This is a genomic window from Maribacter hydrothermalis (assembly GCF_001913155.1).
Taxonomy (GTDB): domain Bacteria; phylum Bacteroidota; class Bacteroidia; order Flavobacteriales; family Flavobacteriaceae; genus Maribacter; species Maribacter hydrothermalis.
The window spans coordinates 550,508-573,616 of sequence record NZ_CP018760.1; the positions used below are offsets into that span (position 1 = coordinate 550,508).

At 36.7% G+C, this 23,109-nt stretch carries 11 protein-coding genes; 8 read left to right on the forward strand and 3 right to left on the reverse strand.

Features of this window, described 5'->3' with window-relative positions:
* Positions 1 to 15 precede the first annotated feature (15 nt).
* Positions 16 to 1,557 carry a bifunctional ADP-dependent NAD(P)H-hydrate dehydratase/NAD(P)H-hydrate epimerase gene (locus BTR34_RS02465; RefSeq protein ID WP_068486598.1) on the reverse strand — a complete coding sequence of 514 codons (1,542 nt, stop codon included), beginning with the start codon at positions 1,555 to 1,557 and terminating at the stop codon, positions 16 to 18.
* 268 nt (positions 1,558 to 1,825) lie between these two features.
* On the opposite strand from BTR34_RS02465, the gene thrA reads away from it, so the two are divergent.
* The 8 genes from thrA to BTR34_RS02505 all read left to right on the forward strand — a co-directional run bounded on the left by thrA (position 1,826) and on the right by BTR34_RS02505 (position 10,590).
* Positions 1,826 to 4,267 carry a bifunctional aspartate kinase/homoserine dehydrogenase I gene (thrA, locus tag BTR34_RS02470; RefSeq protein WP_068486595.1) on the forward strand — a complete coding sequence of 814 codons (2,442 nt, stop codon included), beginning with the start codon at positions 1,826 to 1,828 and terminating at the stop codon, positions 4,265 to 4,267.
* A gap of 23 nt (positions 4,268 to 4,290) precedes the next feature.
* On the forward strand, positions 4,291 to 5,217 hold the full coding sequence (locus BTR34_RS02475; protein WP_068486594.1) for a homoserine kinase: 927 nt from the start codon (positions 4,291 to 4,293) through the stop codon (positions 5,215 to 5,217).
* 38 nt (positions 5,218 to 5,255) lie between these two features.
* Complete coding sequence (thrC, locus tag BTR34_RS02480; RefSeq protein WP_068486592.1) at positions 5,256 to 6,551, forward strand: threonine synthase; 1,296 nt, start codon at positions 5,256 to 5,258, stop codon at positions 6,549 to 6,551.
* A gap of 100 nt (positions 6,552 to 6,651) precedes the next feature.
* Entirely contained in the window at positions 6,652 to 7,737 is a 1,086-nt protein-coding gene (gene gcvT / locus BTR34_RS02485; protein ID WP_068486590.1) for a glycine cleavage system aminomethyltransferase GcvT, read from the forward strand.
* Positions 7,738 to 8,652 carry a glutaminase gene (locus BTR34_RS02490; protein WP_068486588.1) on the forward strand — a complete coding sequence of 305 codons (915 nt, stop codon included), beginning with the start codon at positions 7,738 to 7,740 and terminating at the stop codon, positions 8,650 to 8,652.
* Positions 8,649 to 9,476, forward strand: coding sequence for a sugar nucleotide-binding protein (locus BTR34_RS02495; RefSeq protein ID WP_068486587.1), 828 nt, complete (start codon positions 8,649 to 8,651; stop codon positions 9,474 to 9,476). Before BTR34_RS02490 ends, BTR34_RS02495 begins: the two co-directional genes overlap by 4 nt.
* A 7-nt stretch (positions 9,477 to 9,483) precedes the next feature.
* A complete protein-coding gene (locus BTR34_RS02500) occupies positions 9,484 to 9,783 on the forward strand; it encodes a 4a-hydroxytetrahydrobiopterin dehydratase (RefSeq protein ID WP_068486585.1) in 300 nt (99 codons plus the stop codon).
* A 96-nt stretch (positions 9,784 to 9,879) separates the two neighbouring features.
* Positions 9,880 to 10,590, forward strand: a complete 711-nt coding sequence (locus BTR34_RS02505; protein WP_068486583.1) for a YebC/PmpR family DNA-binding transcriptional regulator — start codon at positions 9,880 to 9,882, stop codon at positions 10,588 to 10,590.
* Positions 10,591 to 10,663: 73 nt separating this feature from the next.
* Here BTR34_RS02505 and BTR34_RS02510 read toward each other — a convergent pair whose 3' ends face one another.
* The gene (locus BTR34_RS02510; RefSeq protein WP_074472087.1) at positions 10,664 to 15,061 is read right to left on the reverse strand and encodes a BspA family leucine-rich repeat surface protein; all 4,398 of its coding nucleotides are present in this window, start codon (positions 15,059 to 15,061) and stop codon (positions 10,664 to 10,666) included.
* A 270-nt stretch (positions 15,062 to 15,331) separates the two neighbouring features.
* Positions 15,332 to 22,843, reverse strand: a complete 7,512-nt coding sequence (locus tag BTR34_RS02515; protein ID WP_198037231.1) for a M4 family metallopeptidase — start codon at positions 22,841 to 22,843, stop codon at positions 15,332 to 15,334.
* Positions 22,844 to 23,109: the final 266 nt, after the last annotated feature.

Consider the following 23,109-nt stretch of genomic DNA (forward strand, 5'->3'; position numbering starts at 1 on the left):
TATTTACTATAAAGATTACTGATTATCCTGCTTAACTATCGGCTGCTCAGGAATTTTAAATAAATCTAAAAAAGAAGCACCTAAGTTTTCAATAAGATCTGACGCTATTAATGACTGGAAACCAGTTTTTTCAACAGCAATATCTCCAGCTTTGCCATGCAAATAAACTCCAAAAATTGCCGCATGCAAAGGTGTGTATCCTTGAGCCTTTAAACCAGTTATAACTCCGGTTAAAACGTCTCCACTTCCTGCTGTTGCCATACCAGGATTACCCGTGGTGTTAACATACCCTTTTTCATTTTTTATAACTATGGTATGTGCTCCTTTTATAACCACAATACATTTATACTTTTTAGAAAACTTTTTAACCTTGGCTAGCTTTTCAAAATCGTCTTCCCATTTTCCTATTAACCGCTCTAACTCTTTAGGATGCGGAGTTAAAATTGATTCTTCAGGAATTTGCTCTAATAAACCTTTGTTATTGGATATAATATTAAGTGCATCAGCATCTATTACTAGTGGCTGTTTATTACTACTTAAAAATTTAGTAAACGCAGTTATCGTCTTTTCACTTGTTCCCATACCTATACCAATACCTATTACATTTGGGACTAATTCAAATTGCATGGAAGTCAAAACCTCATTTTCAGAATCAGTCAATACCATAATTTCCGGCAATGCAGTTTGCAAAATAGTATACCCTATTTTTGGCACAAACGCAGTTACTAAACCACTTCCTACTTTAAGCGCTGCCTTTGCGGTTAAGCAAACAGCTCCTATTTTACCATAACTACCGCCAATAATTAAAGAATGACCATAAGTTCCTTTATGTGCATATTTTTCTCTTGGCCTATATAACATTAGAACCTCATTCTTCCCAATTAACTCATAATCAGTTTCTGTTTTCATTAAATAATCAGGATCTAAACCTATATCTAATACCTCCCATTGTTCAATAAACCTACCTGATTCCGGTAGAAAGAAAGCCAATTTAGGCGTCTGAAAACTAAGTACAAAATTAGACCTTATAACCGAATTCAAATCTTCAGTTCCTCTTTCAGCAAACAAACCCGATGGTATATCTATTGATAAAATAAAAGCTTGAGAAGCATTTAAATGTTGAATAACTTTTGTCACCCAAGTATCAGGTGTTCTATTTAAACCTATACCAAAAATACCATCGACTATGATATCATCTTTGTTTATTTCAGGAAGTTCATCGTCTGAATCCATGAAATTTGGCCAAACTTTTCGGTCTTTTAACCTATCTAGATTTATTAAAAAATCTTTAGAACGTTTTTCACTATAATTAACTACATAGACTGCAATATTATACCCATGGTCCAAAAGATGACGAGCTAAAGCTATACCATCTCCACCATTATTTCCAATTCCACAGAATAAATGAATCTTAACTGGTGCCCCTTGCATACGTAGGTGAATCCAATTAAACAATTGTAATGCAGCACGCTCCATTAATTCGTTACTTACAATTTCTTCTTTCTTTATTGAAATCTGATCTGCTTTATAAATTTGTTTTGTACTATATAATTTCATTCTTTATTTTTTTTATATCTAAAAAGTAACGAATCCGCAAAAAATTGTGGAATCATTTGTTTAGGCTATCAAATGTACTACATTTGATATTCAACCATTAGTATTTATGGACTGCTACAAAACAGACATAACATTCAATTTCACTTCAGCTACTATTACTTATGGTACAGCTACGGCATGTTTTACCCTTTGGGGTTAAAAACTATATTTCTCCGTACCTGTGTTTAATTACACCATATCTTAAATTACAAAGTCAATATTTCACAACATGAAAGTTCTAAAATTCGGAGGCTCATCTGTAGCCAAACCTGAAAATATCATTAAAATTAAAAATATAATCTCTAAATACAACGACCCAATAATTCTGGTTGTTTCAGCTTTGGGAGGTGTAACGGATTTATTATTAGAAGCTGGGTCATTAGCTTCTGCTCAAGATCAATCTTACAAAAAAATTCTAAGCACATTAGAAGAAAGACATCTTTCCACCATCAAAGAATTAATACCTGTTATAGGGCAAAGTAAGGTTCTTAGCAAAGTAAAGAGTGAGTTCAATATTCTTGAAACTCTTTTAGAAGGCGCTTTTTTTATTGGAGAAATTACTCCAAAATTATCGGACAAAATAGTAAGCTACGGCGAGCTTCTTTCTTCTTATATTATTAGTGAATATTTGATAAGTGAAAAATTAGACGCTGAATTCAAAGATAGTAGAGAGCTGATTATCACACAAAAGCTTAATGGCAAGAATGTGGTGAATTTTACTAAAACTAATGCTAACTGTTCAGCCTATTTTAAGGCTTCAAAAAAGAAAGTAATTGTTTGTCCAGGTTTTATCGCTACTTCTGAAGAAGGGGTGTCAACTACGCTCGGTAGAGGCGGTTCTGATTATACCGCTGCAATATATGCAGCTGCAATTGATGCTAATATTTTAGAAATCTGGACCGATGTTAGTGGTATGTACACCGCTAATCCTAAAATGGTTAAACAGGCAAAAGCCATACCACATATTTCGTATGAAGAAGCTATGGAACTGTCTCATTTTGGCGCGAAAGTACTTTATCCACCAACTATTCAGCCGGTATTATCAAAAGGAATATCTATTGTCATTAAGAATACTTTTAGTCCGGATGAGGAAGGAACTTTAATTACCAAATCTAAAAACGAAAAAGGGAAGACCGTTCGTGGAATTAGCCATATTGGCAATATTGCATTACTTTCTTTAGAGGGACCAGGTATGGTAGGTATACCGGGAATTTCAAAACGCTTTTTCGAAGTTCTTTCTCAGGCAGATATTAGTGTAGTGCTAATTACTCAAGCTTCTTCTGAGCATTCTATTTGTGTTGGTATTTCTGCTAATGACGTTGATAAAGCCGTTTCAATTGTAAACGAAGCTTTTGAATATGAAATTGAAAGAGGTCGTATTAAACAAGTAATCCCTGAAAAAGATTTAGCTATTGTTGCCCTTGTAGGTGACAATATGAAAAGCCACCAAGGTTTGAGCGGTAAAATGTTCAGTACCCTTGGAAAGAATAATGTCAATATTAGAGTGATTGCCCAAGGTGCTTCTGAAAGAAATATTTCTTGTGTCATAAATGAAAATGATGTCAAAAAAGCACTGAATGCATTGCATGAAGAGTTTTTTGAAGAAAACATTAAGCAACTGAACCTGTTTGTTATGGGTGTTGGAAATGTTGGTGCAAAATTTCTAGAGCAAATTAAAGAGCAACGTAAATTCTTGAAAGAGAATTTAAAATTGAACATACGAGTAATAGGAATGTCCAACTCCAGAACCATGCTTTTTGATGAAAAAGGGATTGATTTAAACGATTGGTCTACAAAACTTGCCGTAGGGCAAAAAGCCGATAAAGTAAAATTCTTAGAGCTAGTAAATAGTTTGAATTTTAGAAATAGTATTTTTGTAGATAACACAGCTAGTGAAGAGGTTTCTAATACATACAGCGAATATTTAGGTAATAGTATTTCTGTTGTTACTTGTAATAAAATAGCCTGTTCTTCTGCCTTTGAGAATTATTCTCATTTAAAATCATTGGCAAGAACCTATAACGCTCCTTTCTTATTCGAAACTAATGTTGGTGCCGGTTTACCTATTATAGATACTTTAAAACATCTAATTGCATCTGGAGATAAAATCTTGAAAATTCAAGCTGTTCTTTCTGGAAGCCTAAACTTTGTTTTTAATAACTTTAATGATCAAACTACCTTTCATGATGTGGTAAAACAAGCTCAGGAGGAGGGATATACGGAACCTGATCCAAAAATTGATTTAAGTGGTGTTGACGTAATGCGCAAAATTCTAATCTTGGCTCGTGAGAGTGGAAATCAATTGGAAATTAGTGATATTACCAACAATCCATTCTTGCCTGAAGAAAGTTTAAATACAGCAAACAATGATGAATTCTTTGCTTCTTTAGTACAAAACGAAGCGCATTTTCAGTCTTTATATACAAGTGCAAAAAAATCTGATAGCAAATTGAAATATGTTGCTCAGTTTGATGATGGGAAAGCAAGTGTTGGTTTACAAGAAATACCAAAAGGGCATGATTTCTACAACTTAGAAGGTAGCGATAACATAGTTCTTTTTTACACAGAAAGATATCCTAACCAACCAATGATTATTAAAGGTGCCGGAGCTGGTGCAGCGGTAACAGCGTCTGGCATATTTGCAGATATTATACGAATTGGTAATTTCTAAATTTCATAACAACAGTATTCATTATGAGCCAAAACGAAATTAAAGTTTTTTGCCCTGCAACGGTTGCAAACGTTTCATGCGGATTTGATGTTCTTGGAGTTGCCTTAGATTCTGTCGGCGATGAAATGATAGTTAGAAAAGTACCGCAGAAGGGCATAAAAATTACCAAACTCACAGGACAAGATTTACCTAAAGAGACCTTGAATAATGTTGCCGGTGTTGCAGGTAATGCATTTTTATTGGCATCTGATTATGATGGCGGATTCGAGATTGAAATTGATAAAAGAATAAAACCTGGTAGTGGCATTGGTAGTAGCGCTGCTAGTTCTGCAGGTGCTGTTTGGGCAATGAACCATTTATTGGGTAACCCCTTCAGTAAAACCGAACTGGTAAAATTCGCCATGGAAGGCGAACGTTTAGCTAGTGACGTTGCTCATGCAGATAATGTTGCCCCTGCCCTATTTGGTGGTTTCACGTTGGTGCGTAGCTACAGTCCGTTAGACATTATTGATATTCCTGCTCCGTCAGAATTATATGTAACCATAATTCATCCGCAGATAGAAATAAAAACATCAGATTCCAGAAAGATTCTAAAAACTACTATTTCTATGGAAACCGGAATTAAACAATGGGGTAATGTAGGTGGCTTAGTTGCAGGCTTATTCAAACAAGATTATGATTTAATAGGCCGTTCTCTTGAAGACCACATTGTAGAACCTATTCGTTCCATTTTAATTCCTGGATTTGACGAAGTTAAAAAAGTGTCTTTAGAAGCAGGTGCCTTGGGGTCTGGAATTTCGGGGTCTGGACCATCAATTTTTGCATTTAGCAAATGGGAAGAAACGGCTATTAAGGTTGGCGATGCCATGAAAACCGTTTACGACAAAATCGGCATTGATTATGAAATTCATGTCTCTAAAATAAATATGGAGGGTGTTAAGCTTTTATAGGTTAAACGCCTTTGTATGAACAGTTAAAAAATTACATCTTGAAATTCTATAGTTTAAATAACACAGCTCCTAAAGTTTCTTTTGACACTGCCGTTATTAATGGCATTGCACCAGACAAGGGATTATATTTTCCAGAAGAAATTACTCCTTTACTTAGTTCTTTTTTCGATAAAATTGAAACACTTTCAAACGAAGAAATCGCATTTACCGCAATTCGTCAATTCGTTACAAAAGTGGTTCCCGACGACGTATTGAAAGATATTTTAAAAGAGGTATTAGATTTTGATTTTCCAGTAGCTGAAATTACCGACAACATTGGCACATTAGAGCTTTTTCATGGTCCTACAATGGCTTTTAAAGATGTTGGCGCTCGTTTTATGGCACATTGTTTAGGCTATTTTTCTAGGTCTACCAAAAATGAAGTTACCGTACTGGTAGCTACTTCCGGTGACACTGGTGGTGCCGTTGCTAATGGCTTCTTAGGTGTTGCAGGTGTGAACGTAGTTATACTTTACCCTAGCAGAAAAGTGAGCGATATTCAAGAACGACAACTTACCACCTTAGGAAAAAACATTACAGCTTTAGAAGTAGATGGAACTTTTGATGATTGCCAGGGCATGGTAAAGAATGCCTTTTTAGATAAAGAGCTTCTAGATTATATGAAATTGACTTCAGCGAATTCTATTAATGTTGCTCGGTGGTTGCCACAGTTATTTTACTTCTTGTTTGCTTACAAACAAGCAAAATCAAAAGGTAAAGAGATTGTATTCTCTGTTCCTTCAGGTAATTTCGGTAATATTTGCGCAGGATTAGTTGCTCAGCGATTAGGCATGCCTGTAAAGCACTTTATAGCTTCTACTAACGTAAACGATACTGTACCGCAGTTTATGCTTACAAAAGAATATACCCCTAAACCATCAACAGCTACCATTTCTAATGCTATGGATGTTGGTGACCCAAGTAACTTTATAAGAATAAGACATTTGTTTCAAGACGATTTCGAAGACCTTAAAAAAAATCTATCTTCTTATCCTTTTACAGATGATGAGACTAAAGAAGCCTTAAAGGAAATTTACAATATCAACGGATATATTGCTGATCCTCATGGTGCTGTTGGCTACTTGGGCTTAAAGAAATATCAAGAACAACACCCTGATACTTATGGTATTTTCTTAGAAACCGCCCACCCGGTAAAATTCTTGGATATCGTAGAAGGTACCCTGAATGAAAAATTAGAAATTCCAGCGCAAATTGAAAAAGTAATGGGTAAAACCAAGAAATCCATTAAGATTTCAACCTATGACGGACTCAAAGATTTTCTTTTAAAATCTTAAGCTTTAACTATAAGGCTAGAATATTTTCCCAATTCAAGGTTTAGCCACTTTTGCTTCTATTTATTTTCGATAAATTTGTATCGCTAATAAATTGTATAAGATGAAAAATACTGCGCTTACCACAACCCACGAATCTCTTGGTGCCAAAATGGTACCATTTGCAGGTTACAATATGCCCGTTTCTTACGAAGGTGTAAATGCCGAACATGAAACAGTTCGTAATGCTGTTGGAGTATTTGATGTATCTCACATGGGCGAGTTTTTAATTTCTGGCCCAAATGCGTTAGCCTTGATTCAAAAGGTATCTTCTAACGATGCATCAAAATTGACCATCGGTAGAGCTCAATACAGTTGCTTACCTAATGAAACCGGAGGTATTGTAGACGATCTTATTATTTATAAAATAAAAGATGAACAATATTTATTGGTGGTAAACGCCTCTAATATTGAAAAAGACTGGAACCATATTTCAGCTTATAATAAAGATTTCAAAGCAGATATGCGAAATATTTCCGACGGTTATTCGCTTTTAGCAATACAAGGACCAAAGGCTGTTGAAGCTATGCAAACGTTAACTTCTGTAAATTTAGCAGCTATTAAATTTTATCATTTTGAAGTAGCCGATTTTGCAGGCATTGAAAACGTGATTATTTCTGCAACAGGATATACCGGATCAGGCGGATTTGAAATTTACTGCAAAAATGAAGAGGTAAAACAAATTTGGGACAAGGTTTTTGAATCGGGAGCAGATTTTGGCATAAAACCAATAGGTTTAGCTGCTAGAGACACTTTACGTTTAGAAATGGGATATTGTCTTTACGGTAATGATATTGACGATAACACCTCCCCTTTTGAAGCTGGTTTAGGTTGGGTTACAAAATTCACTAAAGAGTTTGTAAACTCCGAAGCTTTAGAAAAAGAAAAACAACACGGACCAGAACGTAAATTGGTAGCATTTGAATTAGATGAACGTGGAATACCAAGACATGGTTATGATATTGTTGATGGCAATGGAAAAACATTAGGTGTTGTAACTTCAGGTACCATGTCACCTTCAATGGGTACAGGTATTGGCTTAGGTTATGTTCCTTCAATATTTTCTGATATCGGTAGTAAAATCAATATTCAAATAAGAAAGAATGCTATACCCGCAACTGTAGTTAAATTACCCTTTTACAAAAAGTAAATGATAGATTTTCAACGAATTCTTACCTCTATTAATGAAGCTGCATCAAAGGAAAAAGACAGGGGTAAGGTTGCAGATTATATTCCAGAATTAGCAAAAGTTGATGTAAATAACTTTGGTATTCATCTCATAGATAGCAAACAGCAAAGTTATTCTGCAGGTAGTTCTAATAAACCATTTTCTATACAGAGTATCTCTAAAGTTTTAAGTCTATCTATGGCATTAGGACTAATTGGAGATGAAGTTTGGAAACGTGTAGATGTTGAACCGTCTGGTGACCCGTTTAATCATTTGTCACTTTTAGAATTGGAAAATGGAATTCCTCGAAACCCTTTGATAAATCCTGGTGCAATTGTCATCGCGGATATTTTAGTTTCTCAATTAGAAAACCCAAAAGAAGAATTTTTATCATTTGTTCAAAACATTGCTAATGACCATACCATAGTATTTGATTTAGATGTAGCAAAGTCAGAAAAACGAACGGGTTTTCGAAATTTTGCTGCTGCAAACCTCTTAAAATCATATGGAAATTTAAACAATGATGTAGATGTGGTATTGGATTTTTACTTTCATCAATGTTCGCTTAGTATGTGTTGCGCTCAATTGACCAGTACTTTTTTCATGTTTATGAATCATGGCAAATGCATTAGAAATAACACATTCCTAACTATACCACAAGTAAAACGCATAAATGCTTTAATGCTTACCTGCGGATTTTATGATGAAGCCGGTGAATTTGCTTTTGAAGTAGGACTACCAGGTAAAAGTGGAGTTGGTGGCGGTATCGTTGCCTTGCTACCAAATAAATTCTGTGTGGCTACATGGTCACCAGGACTTAACCCTAAAGGCAATTCTAAATTAGGAATGCTTGCCCTAGAAAAATTAACCACAGAAACAGAACTTTCTATTTTTTGAAATTAAACACTAAAAAAATATTGATTCTTGGCGGAAGCGGATTCATAGGTAATGCTATTTACAAAGAGCTTTGTAATTATTTTGACACGTATGGCACCTATTGCCATGCTGCAAATTCATTCTCCTCAAATAAGCAATTTATACAGTACAATCTTGAGGAAGACGATATCGTTGAAGTTTTAGAAGAAGTTAAGCCACAAGTAATTGTTTCTGCATTACGGGGGAATTTTGCCGCTCTGGTTATTGCTCATAATCATATCGCTGAATACGTTTTAAAAAAAGACTGTAAAATATACTTTATATCCTCTGCTAATGTTTTTGATGCTTATAGTAAATTTCCATCTTATGAAATGGACAAAACATTATCTGAAAGTATATATGGCCGACTAAAAATCAAAATTGAAAATATGCTGCTTAGATTACCAAAAGATAAAATGGCTATCCTAAGAGTGCCAATGATTTTTGGAAACAACTCCCCAAGGGTAAAGGATATGAAAAAAGCTATCATAGAAAATGAACCAGTAGAAGTATTTCCTAATTTGATATTAAATGTTACTAATGATGATAAGTTAACCCAGCAAATACACTATCTTATTAATAGAAACAAAACAGGAATTTTTCATTTAGGAAGCAATGATTTAACGCATCACGAAGATTTTATCAAAGAAATTTTAGAACGTGTCGGGAACTTTAACCCTATTATAAAAAGGGTTTATACGACCAATGAAGATAGGTATTTGGCAGTATTACCTAAAACTAATAAATTGCCTAAAAATTTACAATTTACAATTCAAGATATTATAGAACATCATGTTTTAAATTAATTAAATTATGAAAGAGGTAGAAAAATTTACGGACGAACAAATAGCAGATTACTTAGGCCAACTAGATGGATGGGAATATGTAGACGGTGCTATCGAAACCACATTTGAATTCAAAGATTTTAAAGAAGCTTTTTCTGTTATGACACGAATTGCTTTTGAGTGTGAGGCACAAAGTCATCACCCAGACTGGAGCAACGTTTACAACACCTTGAATATTCGTTTAAATACTCACGACGCTAACGGTGTTACTGAAAAAGATTTTGTTCTAGCTAGAACTATAGAAGATATTATAGAAAGTGAATTTTAATAACCAATACTAATAATTAAAAATCGGATTCATGAAATTTATATAATGATTTCTGAACATTGACCGTTTTTGTACATTTGTTTAAAATAATTTACCATGGGAAGAGCTTTTGAGTTTAGAAAAGCACGTAAAATGAAAAGATGGTCAGCAATGTCCAAAGCCTTTACTCGTATAGGCAAAGATATTGTGATGGCCGTGAAAGAAGGCGGACCAGATCCAGATGCCAATTCTAGACTTAGAGCGGTAATTCAAAATGCCAAGGCCGTAAATATGCCTAAAGATAATGTAGAGCGGGCTATAAAAAGGGCTAGCGATAAATCTTTGGGTGATTACAAAGAAGTGCTTTTTGAAGGATATGCCTCGCACGGAATCGCAATACTGGTAGAAACTGCAACGGACAACAATACCCGTACAGTTGCTAATGTTCGAAGTTATTTTAATAAATGCAACGGTAACTTAGGAACATCAGGTTCCGTTGAATTTATGTTCGACCATACATGCAATTTTAGGATTCCTGCAGCGGGTTTGGACCCAGAAGAACTAGAATTAGAATTAATTGATTTTGGTGCCGAAGAAGTGTTCGTTGATGAAGACGGAATTTTAATCTACGGCCCTTTCGAAAGTTTCGGTGCGCTACAAAAAGAATTGGAAAATCGCGAAATAGAAATTCTATCATCAGGTTTTGAGCGAATACCTCAAGTAACAAAAGCACTTACAGAAGAAGAAGCTGTTGATGTCGAAAAACTTCTTGAAAAATTAGAAGAAGATGACGATGTACAGAACGTGTATCATTCTATGGAAGAATAAATATTAATTAAAGTATGAAAAAAAAGGAGACCAAATTGGTCTCCTTTTTTTATATGCATTAATACTATAATTGCTATTGCCGCTGAATCAACATCTGTTGTTGAAACTCAACTCCTGAGACGTCTATTGTTTTTACAAAATACACGCCTTGTGGCATTTCCTGAACATTTACGGGTGTACCTTTTTGGTCTATTGAACCACCCTTAATGGTTTGTACCAACCTACCCGTTACATCGAACACTTGTATGGTACCTACCGTTGTAGGTTGCTTGAAACTTAAGGTAGTTTCTATGTTCGCTGGATTTGGATATATCGTTAAATCATTTAATGGTTTAGTTTCTTGAATACTTCTTGCTGTTGCCGCAGTGCTCATATTAATAACCGTTAAGTTATCATAAATCGCCTTTCCTGCTGTCTGTTGCGTATAGTTACTAAAGAACCACAGGTCTATCGTTGTTAGTCCGCTTGGTATGACGAATGTGCTTTCAAATTTAGACCAATCGCTACCAAAAGTGTTTCTGGCCAGCGTAGCGTTAGGGGTGTCGTTTCGATTGATTTCAAACCTGGCCTGACCAGATAAACTTTTACCATCTACACTTATATACAACTCATCGCCGGCAGAAATACCCTGAGCCGATAAGTTCAACGAAATCTTATATCTACCCCATGGTTGGTTCGCATCCACATTTTCTACAACAAGTGCACAAGGACTACCATTTGTATCCGAATTTGTACCAATTGCACTGTCGACACCGCCGACCAATGTACCGGAGGGTAATACCATGAATGAGTCTTCGTTTGCCAAATCATTTGTACAGGCTATAGTTGAACAACTTTTACCTGCATCATTAATGGTCCAACCATTTATAGCTATAAGCTCTTGACGTGCTTGCTCTGAAGTACAATAGGTAAGATTTATAGCCCCTAAGGTTATTCCATTTATTGGTGCTCCGTTTTTCCACCCAATTAAGGTTGCATCATAATTTTCAATAGAAAGGTCAGTATCATCTAACATTCCATCCATGTTAGTTATACTATTCAATGACCACTCCCCTAGTGATTGATTAAAAACAATAGCTCCCCTAAACATCGAATTCATTCGTTCTACTTTAGAAACGTTCCAAGAAGAAACATCTTGATTAAAACCACTCTCCATAAACATCCCTATTGTTTCCAATACATTAGAAACGTTCCAATTACCTAAAGGCTGATTAAATTTTGTTGCCCCATGAAACATTCCCAACATTGTTGTTGCGCTAGATACGTTCCATGAATTAAAAGAATTGTTTCCAATTAAATTGCTGCATCCACTAAACATCTCTGTGAAGGAAGAAACATTGCTTAAATCTGGTATATCAGTTGCCACCACATCTAAGTTGGTACAACCTTTAAAAGCCCCATCAAATCTAGACCAAGTATTATCTCCCCATTTTATTACCTGTCGTAATTTTTCCTTATCTCCCGTGTCGTTAAAATGAATACCTGGAAAATCTCCTATTATAGAAACAGTATACGTACCGGCATTTGAATAGGTATGCGTTGCATCGCCAGTAAAGCCCGATTCTATTATACCATCTCCCCAATCAACACTATAGTCATAACTACCTACACTAGAAGTTGGTATGGTAATTTGATTATTTCCAGAAACGCCTGGGTTATCTGTTTTCCATGTAGTAACAAATGCATTGCTAAAATCTGCTAAACAACTTTTACCTGCATCATTAATAGTCCAACCATAATCATCAATCAATGTTTGACGAGCCTCTTCACTGAGACAGTATTGGTTATCAGGAGCATCGAACACTACATCGCTTTCTTTGGGTCTAGAGCCCCAACCAATCAAGGTCTTGTCGTAATTTTCGTTAGACATACCGCTATTTACCAACATCCCTGTCATATCACTTCCATGGCGAGGCATTAAACTTAGGTCTTGATCAAAAGACGTTGCATCTTTGAACATATTAATCATTGTTGGAGTTCTTTCTGAATAAGCCCAACTTACAGGTTGATTAAAAGATGTTGCCCCCTCAAACATACCGTTCATATTAAATAATGTTCCAAATGACCAATTACTAATATCTTGATTAAATAGTTCAGCCCCGGCGAACATATAGGCAACACCAAAAGCATCATGCATATCCCAGTCATTGAACTTAGAATTACCAACTAATGATTTACAATCCTTAAACATAGCTTTATAATCAATCGCTCTTGATGGTATATCAAGTGCTACAACATCTAAATTGGAACACCCTTCGAAGGCGGAAGTCATATTTACTAATTGTATATTACCCCATTGTGCAACCGACAGTATTTTATCCTTATCACCTGATGCATTAAAATAAATTTGCGGAAATTCTCCAATTATAGAAACAGTATACGTTCCTGGTACATCATATGTATGCGTTGCATCACCTGATACACCTAAATCAATATTACCATCACCCCAATCTACATCATAATTATAACTATAGTCAGTAGACCCATTTATACCAATTACTTCTCCCGGAAAAGTTGGTATCGTAATTTGATTATTTGCAGAAACGCCTGGGTTATCTGTTTTCCATGTCGTAACAAACGCATTGCTGAAATCCAACACCTCATCATTTACCTTACGTACCACTAGATTGTCATAAACCGCATTACCTGCGGTTTGTTGAGTATAATTACTAAAAAACCATAGGTCTATCGTAGAAAGGCCTTCAGGCACTACGAATGTAGATTCATACCTGCTCCATTCATTACCAAATGTATGTCTTGCTAACGCCGCGTTAGGCGTATTGTTTCGGTTCGCCTCAAATCGCGCAATTCCTGTTAAGCTCTTTCCATCTATACTTATAAATATTTCATCACCTGCGGTAATATCATTATCTATTAAATTTATAGAAATACGATATCTGCCCCATGGCTGCCCTGAATCATTGTTAGATACTACTAATGCACAATCACTAAAATTCGTATCAGCGGAAGTACCTATAGTACTATCTACGCCACCTACTGTTGTGCCAGAAAGTAAAACTATAGATGCATCTTCATTGGGTAGATCATTAGGGCAAGTGGTTTCACAATTCTTACCCCCATCATTAATTGTCCAGCCATATTCATTAATTAAGGTATGACGAGCCTCTTCACTGATACAGTATTGGTTATCAGGAGCGTCTAGTACTACATTGGGGTCAATTGATTTAGTGGCCCAACCAATCAAGGTCTTGTCATAATTTTCGTTAGACATGCCGCTATTTACCAACATCCCTGTCATATCACTACCGTGCCGCGGCATTAGACTTAGGTCTTGATCAAAAGACGTTGCTCCTTTCAACATATTCACCATAGTCGGAGTTCTTTCCATACCTTGAAAATTTAGAGGTTGATTAAAAGAAGTTGCTCCTTCAAACATACCGTCCATATTCATGGTTGTTCCTAAAATCCAATTACTGATATCTTGATTGAATAGTTCGGCCCCTGCAAACATGTATGCCATTCCAAGAGAATTACCTACATCCCAATTATTGAAAGAATAGTTTCCTATCAAGGATTTACAATCTTGAAACATAGCGGTATAAGAAAATACGTTAGCAGTATTAGGAATATCTGTAGCAATAACATCAAGATTTGTACACCCATTAAAGATGGAATCAAAACTACTTCCCCATACTATATTACCCCATTTTACTACTGTAAGAATCTTATCCTTATCGCCTACTCCATTAAAATATATGTTTGGAAAATCTCCTATTATAGAAACAGTATACGTACCCGCATTTGAATAGGTATGGGTTGCATCGCCAGTAAAGCCCGATTCTATTATACCATCTCCCCAATCAACACTATAGTCATAACTACCTACACTAGAAGTTGGTATGGTAATTTGATTATTTGCAGAAACACCTGGGTTATCTGTTTTCCATGTAGTAACAAATGCATTGCTGAAATCCAACACCTCCTCATTTACCTTACGTACCATTAGATTGTCATAAACCGCATTACCTGCGGTTTGTTGAGTATAATTACTAAAAAACCATAGGTCTATCGTAGAAAGGCCTTCGGGCACTACGAATGTAGATTCATACCTGCTCCATTCATTACCAAATGTATGTCTTGCTAACGCCGCGTTAGGTGTATTGTTTCGATTCGCCTCAAATCGTGCAATTCCTGTTAAGCTCTTTCCATCTATACTTATAAATATTTCATCACCTGCAGTAATATCATTATCTATTAAATTTATAGAAATACGATATCTGCCCCAGGGTTGACCTACATCCACATTCCCTACTACCAGAGCGCACGGGCTTCCATTTGTATCCGTATTTGTCCCAATTACATTGTCGACACCACCCACTAGTGTTCCAGAGGGTAAATTAATTAAAGGATGCTCATTAGAGATACTATTTTCGCATTGCTGAGCACTAACATTCGAAAAGCATAAAATAAAAAATAGTACACTACTAAATACTTTAATTTGGCTGGTCATTTTTTAAATTTATTTGGTCGTTGTAAGAAAAATAATACTCAATTTAAACACAGTATGTTTTAATTACCATTTATCGATAAAGCACTAAAATAATCGACGAATAGCCTTTTAACTAATAAAATTATTTTTAAAAAAATTCTCCGACTTATAAAATTTGCGTTAAAAAAATCTCAAAAACCGCACATTAATAATTATATAACCTAAAGCATTCAACCTAATAAAGGAGACCGTTTTGGCCTCCTTTATTATTATAAGTTAATACTATTTTGGCTATTGCCGTTCTATTAACATCTGTTGTTGAAACTCAACTCCGGTAGCATCTATTGTTTTTACAAAATACACGCCTTGTGGCATTTCCTGAACATTTACAGGAGTTCCTTTTTGGTCTATTAAACCTCCCTTAATGGTTTGTACCAACCTACCCGTTACATCGAACACTTGTATTGTACCTACCGTTGTCGGTTGCTTGAAACTTAAGGTAGTTTCTATGTTCGCTGGATTTGGATATATCGTTAAATCATTTAATGGTTTTGTCTTTTGCGTGCTTCTTGCTGTTCCTGTAGTACTCATATTAATAACCGTTAAGTTATCATAAATCGCCTTTCCTGCTGTCTGTTGCGTATAGTTACTAAAGAACCACAAGTCTATCGTTGTTAGTCCTGAAGGTATTGTAAATGTAGTCTCATAACTGCTCCAACTGTTTCCAAAAGTTGTGTATGCAAGTGCAGTATTAGGAGTATCATTCCTTGTAACCTCTACATGTGCAATTCCTGTTAGGCTCTTTCCGTCAACACCAAAGAATATTACATCCCCAGCTGATATCCCGTGTTCCGATAGGTTTAATGATATCTTGTACCTTCCCCATGGTTGGTTCGCATCCACATTTTCTACAACAAGTGCACAAAGACTACCATTTGTATCCGTTGAAGTTCCTGTGACAGCATCAATACCACCAACTAAACTACCGGATGGTAATATTATACCAGAATCCTCGTTATTTAGATCATCCGAACAGGCTACCGTATTAGGCTCTGTAATCGTTATACGTACCGAATCCATTGCAGTTGCACCTTGATCATCTGTAACCGTTAAAATGATATTATGCACCCCAACCGAAAATACTATAGTTGGTGTTGTTCCGGTACCGATTCCAGTTCCGTTCTCCGTCCAATCATATGAAACTATCGTACCGTCTAAATCAACGCTATTGCTACCGTTCAAGGTAACTGTCTCATTGCCGCTCAAGTCCGTATCTTCAATTGTGACATCTGTACCTGCGTTCGCAATTGGAACTAGGTTACCGCCCGTATCGCTTAGATTCCTAACGATAAGGTTGTCATATACCGTTTTACCCGGTGTACTTTGAGCATAGTTGCTAAAAAACCATAAGTCAATCGTAGTTAGTCCGGTAGGCACCGTAAATGTGTTTTCATACCTGCTCCAACTTGTGCCAAAATTGTTGAAACCAAGAGCGGTGTTGGGCGTATCGTTACGATTGATCTCTACCCTTGCCTGGCCCGTTAGACTTTTGCCATCAATACTAATGTATAGCTCGTCCCCTGCAGATATCCCATGTGCCGATAGGTTTAATGATATCTTGTACCTTCCCCATCGTTGGTTCGCATCCACATTTTCTACAACAAGTGCGCAAGGACTGCCATTTGTATCCGTTGAAGTTCCTGTGACAGCATCAATACCACCAACTAAACTACCGGATGGTAATATTATACCAGAATCCTCGTTATTTAGATCATCCGAACAGGCTACCGTATTAGGCTCTGTAATCGTTATACGTACCGAATCCATTGCAGTTGCACCTTGATCATCTGTAACCGTTAAAATGATATTATGCACCCCAACCGAAAATACTATAGTTGGTGTTGTTCCGGTACCGATTCCAGTTCCGTTCTCCGTCCAATCATATGAAACTATCGTACCGTCTAAATCAACGCTATTGCTACCGTTCAAGGTAACTGTCTCATTGCCGCTCAAGTCCGTATCTTCAATTGTGACATCTGTACCTGCGTTCGCAATTGGAACTAGGTTACCGCCCGTATCGCTTAGATTCCTAACGATAAGGTTGTCATATACCGTTTTACCCGGTGTACTTTGAGCATAGTTGCTAAAAAACCATAAGTCAATCGTAGTTAGTCCGGTAGGCACCGTAAATGTGTTTTCATACCTGCTCCAACTTGTGCCAAAATTGTTGAAACCAAGAGCGGTGTTGGGCGTATCGTTACGATTGATCTCTACCCTTGCCTGGCCCGTTAGACTCTTTCCATCAATACTAATGTATAGCTCGTCCCCTGCAGATATCCCATGTGCCGATAGGTTTAATGATATCTTGTACCTTCCCCATCGTTGGTTCGCATCCACATTTTCCACAACAAGTGCACAAGGACTACCATTTGTATCCGTTGAAGTTCCTACAGCACTGTCCACTCCTCCTATTAAACTACCAGGTGGCAATACTATACCAGTGTCCTCGTTTGCTAGATTATTACGACAAGTAACAATTGGTGCTGCCTCCACATTTACTGTTGCTGTACATTCATCAGTGTTTCCTGCCGCATCTGTTACTGTTAATGTCACTTGATTTACTCCAATATTTGTTTCATTAAAACTACTTGGTGATACCGTTAAGGATACTATTCCAATATTATCGGTAGAACCGCCATCCACATCTGCAGCGGTTATTGTTCCAAGCCCAGAAGCATCAAGTACCAAAATGAAGTCTTGGCAAACAGCTTCCGGATTAGTCGTATCTGGTGCCGCTACAACGGTTACCGTGGCCGTACAACTAGCACTATTTCCTGATGTATCTGTAACTGTTAATGTTACTTGGTTTTCACCAATATTTGACTCATTGAAGCTAGCTGGTGTTACAGATAAGGAAGCTATTGCCTCATTATCCGAAGATCCATTGTCAATATCTGTAGCTAAAATACTTCCTGATCCAAGTTCGCTAAGTACCAAGGTAAAGTTCTGGCAGACCGCTATTGGCGGAGTGGTATCAAGTTCTGGCTCTATGGTAATCAACTGAATACAAGTTGCACTGTTTCCATTAGTGTCTGTTGCCGTCCAGGTTCTATTGATTACTTGGCCTACCAAGACATCGGAGAATACTATTGCTGCAATCCCATCTGCATCCGTTGCTGTAGCTGTTCCAGTAGTTGATGGATCCGTTGACCCTCCGAAAGCTAAAGTAACATCTGCCGGGCAAGTTATTACTGGTGGAGTTACATCTGCACAGACACCTAGGGGATCTATGATTGTATAGGTTATATCATAAGGTGTTTCGTTGCCATTAATATCCCTAATGAAAATTGTTACAGGATTAACACCAAGATTTGCACAGGTGTACGTTTCCGGTCCTGATACGCCTACTGACCCCTCTACACCGCAATTATCATCCCTACTTACTACTGCTCCTGTAGCAAAAACGTTAGGTGTCACTTCCCCTAGTGCATCTAATTCAAGAATAACATCTTGGACTACCGCAGTTGGGCCTTCATCGTCATTTACCGTAATAATCTGTTCACAACTTTCTGAAGTATTTCCTGCCTCATCTGTCGCCGTCCATGTAATGATGGTTTCTCCTACTTGAAAAGGATCTGTTAAGGTTAATAAAGCTCCATCACTTCGCACAAAATCTATAATCATATTCGCTGGTAATGTTACGTTATCGGTTGCTGAAGCCGGTATAATTGGGAAGCTTGCTTCACACAGACCTAACTCATTCGATACCGTTATTGGAGCTGGGCAGCTAACTATAGGTGCTTGCACATCTATGGCATTAGGTATTCCGGGTGATCCAATATCGGTTCCAGAATTTCCATGTACTCCTATACTCAAATACCCTGTATTTAAAGGGGTTACCAAACCTACTACACTTAATTCCCAGTTTTCGGCTAACTTGTTATCCGCAGTTAAATCCGTTAGAAAAATGGAAGCAAAGCCATCATCGGTAGGCCAAGGGAGTTCATTTGAATAGTCAACTTTTTCTACTGTATTAAGTTGTGTTTGGTTATCACCGTTATAACTAGAAAAACTATTCCATATACCAATGGAATCCCCTCCATTATTTCCTAATGAAGGAAAGTCTAATACTGCTATCAGGTTTACGTCTCCCCATGCTTCTTCAAATTGAGCTTCAGTCAAGGTTGCATCAAATAAAACTGCTGATTCTTGGGGCGCGATACTACCTGAATTAATATTAGCAATCACTAAAGCCGTACCTTGATTGTCATCCAATACATACCCTGACAAATTGATAGGTTGGGTTCCTTTATTATACACCTCTATCCATTCCCATACCCCATCTGTTCCACTAGGATTGTACATTATTTCCGTTATTACCAAATCTGAAGCTATCTTAGTAACTGTGAAGATTTCAGAAATCCCTACACATCCATTTATATCAGTAACTTCAACTGTGTAATCCCCTTCTAAAACTGTAATGGTCTGCGTAGTTTCTCCTGTGGACCATAGGTAATTGGTGTAACCTGCTCCGGCATCTAATGTAACGCCTGTAGTACCTTCTATATAACTCGTTGGTCCTAAAATTACGGGTTCTGGTTTAGGGTTAACGGTTAATATGGCAGCATTACTAATTAAATTACAATCATCTGCTATGTCAACTGTTCCCTGATCATCTGTAATTACAACACGGTATTGAAGGCCGCTTGATTCTGGTTGAGCGGGTGCTGTTAATGTTAAAGTTGCGGTACCGTCTTGTTCCGCCACTGCAGTCCATTCCGTTAATCCATTACCCAAAGCTTGCCAGTTATAGCTTAAAACACCTGTACCCGATGCTACTACAGAAAATTCCAAGGTAGTCTCATCTTCACATATTGTTACATCTTGTGGTTGATCGGTGATGGCTAATGTGCAAGTTTGAATACCTAATAACACGACATCATTCCCATCACCGCCAACATAACTTATTGTTCCAGTAAAAGCACCAAATGAGACATCAGCTCCTTCATCTAAACCATTGAAGGTTCCTGAAATTGGATCTGCTCCATCATTGTCTATTAAAATAATTTCATCAGTAGCTGCATTAGCATAACCTCCCATTAAATTTAGATTTACACCATTTAAAGTAACAGTACCAGTTACCACGATTTGGTCGTGTTCCGTTCCAGCGGTTGCACCATTTACTTCAGCGGTAAAAACACTGTTATCTTGTATTAAGGTGCTATTACTTTGTAAAAACAAATCCCCTGTAGCCAGCGTACCTGGACTAAAACCTGGGCTAATATCTGAACGTAAAACCAACCAAACTCCACCAATAATTTCACCTTCCCCGTAAAATGAACTGTCATTACTAAAATTAACTGGGATATTTGAAACAATGGTTGCGCCATTTAAATTTAAAGACCCATTGTTTATTCCATTTAATGAAAGAAAATCCATAGCACCATTTGCAGCAGCTGTAACATCAAAACTATCAAAAACTATGGATTGGTTAGGCATACTTATACCGTCACTAAGTAGCACTGTATTATTCCCTAAAAGTCCATCAAAAATGATACTATTAGAAATATCAGCAAGTGGTATCTCTACGGTATTTGGATCTATCTGAACAATATTTGGCTCTAAAGAACCTATAGTTCCATTACTAACAATTCTAAGATTGTTGCCAATGGTTGATAAAATAAAAGCATCATCAGTGTCTCCGCCATTTATATCGGTAACAAAAATTCTATTAAACTCATTTACTGTTATTTCAGTTTCTGATGTTACTACTGGCGCTTCTTCAATACAAAACTTAGTTGTTTGGTAAAAGCCGAAAGTACCGCCAGTAAAAATTGTACGATCTGCACTTGCTATAGTATAAGAACCTACACCATAACCACTGTTCATACCATCTTGATATGGTGTATCATACATAACAAAGCGGTATTCACCTGGCGCTAAAGGCATTGGCGTAATTGGGCTCCCATTAACATCAAATTGTTCTTGTAGAGTTTCTATTAAATTGGTGGAGCTATTAGCTGAAGAGTAATTACGTCCATCTATTATATACCCTTCTGGTCCAAATAAACGCCATTGTGTTTCTTCACCATATTGATCAAAAGTAATATCTACTGTAATATCACCTGTATCACAAACTGCAGGGGTAGGAGCAACTCCAAACGGTTCTCCTACACCTACAGCATGCCAAGCATTGGTCACTGCTATTTCTTCTGCACTACCTGCCCCATATAAATCTATGGCAGCCAAAATTGATCCCATTCTTGCATCTTCAAAATCTGATAAAGACGTTAAATAGTTTGCTAAATTATTGTAGGCAATAGTTCCTGCTTTATCCATACCTATGGCGTTCACTCCATAAGCATCTCCGTTGTCATTAGTTCCCGAACCACCAACACTTAATAAGTAGAACCAGTAATTTTGAACTCCAGAATTAATGTGAACTCCACAAAGATCATTGTTATTTAATGGTTGACAATTTATTGTATTAATCCAATGCGTTCCACCATACGTGTCTGGATCTGAATAAGAGTTGGGATTGCTCATAGATCGTAATGCCCCTCCACTTCCGCCAAAACCTATAGCATCACCCATTAACCAGTCGTTTGTACCTTGGGCAAAAAATTCAATGGATTCACCAAAAATATCTGAAAACGATTCGTTCAAAGCTCCAGATTCATTCTGATAAACTAAACTTGCAGTATATTCGGTAACTCCATGGGCAATTTCATGACCTACTATATCTAATGCCACTAATGGCCCGAAATTGACACCATCTCCATCCCCATACGTCATTTTTGAACCGTCCCAAAAGGCATTTATATTACTAAAATACCCCATACCAATTAAATTGGCGCTTACATATGATCTTAATACAGAACCCGCATCATCAAAAGAATCTCTACCATGTTTTTGCATAAAATATTTATGGGTTTGTTCTGCGCCAAAATGTGCTTGAACGCCAATTTCACTTCCTGTAAACACATCTGTACTACTAGTAAAATCAGTAGCTAAAGCATAGTCCGTTCCACCATCCATATTATAGGTTTCAATACCATTACCATCTGCTACTTGACGCAAGGTGTAATCTCCTCCAGTTAAGTCTGCTGTAAAATTAACAGTCCCATTATACAAACTAGCACCAGAAGCAGGTGTATCCGCCGTATGTATTTTATTGTTCACAAAAAGTACTTGTCCATTTTTAGCATCTATATAAACATCAGCCCTTTGTATAGGATTAGTAGCATAGATATCGAATTTGTACGCTAATTTTGGTGATGTTAAACTCGCATTTATAGCAGGTAAAATCACCAATTCGCCTTTTGGTTTTCTATAACCATCTACCATAGCGGCCTCTGAAGGATTATCCCAAAGATATTGTTGCGCACCTATATGTGAAATGGCATTATTAAAAGCTGCTGATGCTGATAATGATGGGGCTATTGATAAATTATTAATTTCAAAAACACTGTTTGAAAGTGCCTGTGTTACACCAGCTTTTGAATGCACAATAGTTTGGCCGAATTCAACTTTAATACCATTATGGTATTGCTGAAATTTTTCGTGTGCAATTCCTTCTTTATCTATTTTTACAGCTACCTGCTGAAAATTATTACCGCTTGAAAGATTAAAACTTTCTATAATCGATTGACTGCTTGCTCTAGTATTTGCTTGAATACTAGGTGGAATAATTTGTATCCCTTGTAATTGTTTCTTTGGTATTTGTTGCGAAAAAACGGTACTAAAACATAATAGAAACAAAATGGCAATACAAGGTTTAAAAAGGGTTGGTTTGGTTTTCATGGTTGATAATTTAGTGTTAGAAATTGTGGAGTGTGTATTAGATATAGCGCATCTTGCAAACAAAGTTTTTGCATAGATGAAATCTCCCATTTTAAATCAATGGGTTTTTTAAAGAAGTTAAAACTAAAAATATGTGTAGAAATGTAATTTTTCCCCATACTCAATTGGTTTTGATTTAAAACCAAAGCATGCAAAGGTATTCTTGATAGACGTGGGGTCGATTGTAAACTTATTGTATGGGGGAACGCCGATAAGTATTTACGAAC

Excerpts from the sequence above, each read along its gene's own strand:
- BTR34_RS02515 (WP_198037231.1), bottom strand. The coding sequence starts at position 22,843 with ATGAAAACCAAACCAACCCTTTTTAAACCTTGTATTGCCATTTTGTTT.
- BTR34_RS02465 (WP_068486598.1), bottom strand. The coding sequence starts at position 1,557 with ATGAAATTATATAGTACAAAACAAATTTATAAAGCAGATCAGATTTCA.
- BTR34_RS02505 (WP_068486583.1), top strand. The coding sequence starts at position 9,880 with ATGGGAAGAGCTTTTGAGTTTAGAAAAGCACGTAAAATGAAAAGATGG.
- thrA (WP_068486595.1), top strand. The coding sequence starts at position 1,826 with ATGAAAGTTCTAAAATTCGGAGGCTCATCTGTAGCCAAACCTGAAAAT.
- BTR34_RS02510 (WP_074472087.1), bottom strand. The coding sequence starts at position 15,061 with ATGACCAGCCAAATTAAAGTATTTAGTAGTGTACTATTTTTTATTTTA.
- BTR34_RS02475 (WP_068486594.1), top strand. The coding sequence starts at position 4,291 with ATGAGCCAAAACGAAATTAAAGTTTTTTGCCCTGCAACGGTTGCAAAC.
- BTR34_RS02490 (WP_068486588.1), top strand. The coding sequence starts at position 7,738 with ATGATAGATTTTCAACGAATTCTTACCTCTATTAATGAAGCTGCATCA.
- gcvT (WP_068486590.1), top strand. The coding sequence starts at position 6,652 with ATGAAAAATACTGCGCTTACCACAACCCACGAATCTCTTGGTGCCAAA.
- BTR34_RS02500 (WP_068486585.1), top strand. The coding sequence starts at position 9,484 with ATGAAAGAGGTAGAAAAATTTACGGACGAACAAATAGCAGATTACTTA.